Annotated in this window: 3 protein-coding genes; all 3 read left to right on the forward strand. The window is 43.2% G+C overall.

Annotated elements, in window-relative coordinates:
* On the forward strand, positions 1–493 hold a 493-nt coding region (locus LC574_RS33860; RefSeq protein ID WP_229457985.1), incomplete at its 5' end, for an alpha/beta hydrolase.
* 168 nt (positions 494–661) lie between these two features.
* A complete protein-coding gene (locus tag LC574_RS33865) occupies positions 662–874 on the forward strand; it encodes a DUF2555 domain-containing protein (protein WP_229457986.1) in 213 nt (70 codons plus the stop codon).
* Positions 875–1,005: 131 nt separating this feature from the next.
* Positions 1,006–2,214, forward strand: a complete 1,209-nt coding sequence (coaBC, locus tag LC574_RS33870) for a bifunctional phosphopantothenoylcysteine decarboxylase/phosphopantothenate--cysteine ligase CoaBC (RefSeq protein WP_229457987.1) — start codon at positions 1,006–1,008, stop codon at positions 2,212–2,214.
* Positions 2,215–2,923 lie beyond the last annotated feature (709 nt).

Below are 2,923 nucleotides of genomic sequence, written 5' to 3' on the forward strand. Positions count from 1 at the left end.
CGATTACCAATTTATATTACCCAACGCACCTTATCCTTATCCCTATTCCCCAGTAGGGAGGGCATGGTATGACCTGCGGGTGGAGAATATGTATCAAGGATTGGCAGAAAGTCGGCAATTGCTAATAGATTTTTTGCAATCTTTAGAAAGTACCACTGGCGTACCTTTGTCACGCACCATTTTAAGTGGATTTTCTCAAGGCGGGGCAATGACTTTAGATGTCGGCTCAAAATTGCCCCTAGCAGGTTTAGCTGTCATGAGTGGGTATTTACATCCTGATGCAGTAACGGCAGATCAAAAAGGGATTCCGCCGACTTTAATCAGCCACGGGAGATATGATGAAGTTGTGCCTCTGCAAGCTGCTTTGAAGGCACGAGAAACTCTAAAGTCTCTAAAAGTGGCGGTAGAATACCACGAATTTGATATGGGACATGAAATAAATCCACAAACGTTAGATGTGTTACGAAATTTCGTTGTAAATACAATTGCTTAGTCAGGATGCTTAGTCAGGATTACGAATTTTTTATAAATTCTGGTACAAATTCTGACAATTTTCACGAAATTAATGACTTCTAATGAGTAATATATATTGGGAGGCTGCGAAAGAGCGCAACTTAACCCATGCTGAAGGCGAGTGCTGCATAAGGCAGGGGCTAGCATTATGACAACTCTAAGCATTTCCAAGAAAGAAATTGCTGCCATGACTGTGGCAGAAGTAGAAGAACTGGCTACACGTCTGGAGCTAGATAATTATAGTAATGCTTTTGAGGGTTTAAATGATTGGCATTTATTGCGAGCGATCGCATTTCAGCGTCCAGAGTTAGTTGAACCCTATATCTACCTCTTAGACTTGGAACCCTACGATGAAGCGTAGTTGAGGTTAGGAGAGACGCGATTAATCGCGTCTGTTAGGAGAGACGCGATTAATCGCGTCTGTACAGGAGTTGCAAATTAATATTCGTAACTACTTGCTCCTAAGTTACTACTTACTCCTAACTTTTTACCATGACTAATCCAAAGTTGAACAGGGTTCTAATTGCTGTAGGTGGCGGTATCGCCGCCTACAAAATCTGTGCGTTGGTTTCGACGCTGTTTAAAACTGGGGTGGAGGTGCGAGTCATCCTCACCCGTTCGGCGCAAAAATTTATCACGCCTCTGACAATAGCCACTCTATCTCGTCATCCCGCCTACACAGATGATGATTTTTGGCAAGCAACTCACTCTCGTCCTTTGCATATTGAGTTGGGTGAATGGGCAGATGTCATGGTAATTGCCCCCTTAACAGCTAATACATTAGCCAAGTTAGCCTACGGGATGGCGGATAATTTACTCACAAATACCGTGCTGGCTTCTACTTGTCCGGTGCTGTTAGCACCCGCAATGAATACGGATATGTGGGAACAGCTATCAGTGCAGCGAAATTGGCAACAGCTATTGATCGATAGCCGATATCATGGGATGAATACAGCATCAGGTTTATTAGCGTGCGATCGCATCGGTGCTGGGAGATTAGCAGAACCTCCAGAAATATTCGCTCACATCCAATCGTTGTTACACACTCAAGGTAAACGAGATTTAGCTGGTAAACGAGTTTTAATTAGTGCTGGGGGAACGCGGGAGTATCTTGACTCAGTAAGGTTTATCGGCAATCCTTCCACAGGTAAAATGGGATTAGCTTTAGCACAAGCCGCACTTCACCGAGGCGCAAGTGTCACCCTAGTACATGGCCTTGCTAATTGGGATGTACCATTAGGAGTGCAAGCGATTCCTGTTATTAGTGCCGAGCAAATGCAGCACGCCATGCTGGGATATTTACCTAACGCTGATGTAATTGTGATGTCAGCAGCCGTGGCAGATGTGAAGCCAAAAGATTATAGTACAGAGAAATTACCCAAGCGATCGCTCCCCCAAGCCTTACCCCTGGAACCAGTACCGGATATAATCGCCCAATTAGCAAAAATTAAACAGCCGCATCAGAAATTAATTGGTTTTGCTGCACAAACTGGAAATATTGTCAACCCAGCGTTAGAAAAGTTACAGAGTAAAAAATTAGATGCGATTGTTGCCAATCCCATCGATCAGCCTGATAGTGGTTTTGGGAGTGATAATAATCAAGCGATATTTTTAGATAGCCAAGGAAATCAGGTAGCGATCGCACCTTGTTCTAAATTAGAAATGGCCCATCATTTATTTGATTTTGTCATCACTTGGTAAATTTGCCGTAGTTAAGGTGATCTACTTGCATAGGCTGAAATATCAACACGCTTGAGTTAGGGCTGAAGTAGTTGTGAATTAGGTACTGTTTCTAAAAATGGAAATCAAGTACGGTGCATCTCAAAGAATTCTCATTGGTGTACATTCATGACCCCGGCATGACCAATACTGAGTATGCAGCCTTAATACAGTTTTGCGTAAAAGCGTAGCGTTTTTAATGCATCCCGATGCATTGGCATTGTAAGGGGACGCATTAACAATGCGGCCGGCGCATTGGCATTGCAAGGTATTACTAAATTTGATTTGCTACGAATTAATGAAATGCTGTACTTAACATGACATATAAATATCAAGCAGCAATTAAAGATTTAGATGAAATTTGTGAATATATTGCTCGGAGTAACCCAAAAGCAGCCTCTAAGAGGATGTTTGAAAAGCTATATTTGTTACCCAAAGTGTCTAATACCCCCCCTAACCCCCCTTGTAAAGGGGGGGAATAGTCTCTTAAAGCCCCCCTCGCCATGTTTAGTAGCACTGGCTCAATATCTAAAACCCAATCACCGAAACCGCCTTCCGCTCTCGCAGGGCTATTTCGTTCTAGACATAAACCGCCCAGAACTGAAGTTCCTCTCTTATAGTCCAAGTCCACGCTTAGTGGACTAAAAGCCTTTCTTAGTCCACTAAGCGTGGACTTTTGCTATTAGCCTCA

The sequence above is a fragment of the Nostoc sp. CHAB 5715 genome (assembly GCF_020829685.1).
Classification (GTDB): Bacteria; Cyanobacteriota; Cyanobacteriia; order Cyanobacteriales; family Nostocaceae; genus Nostoc.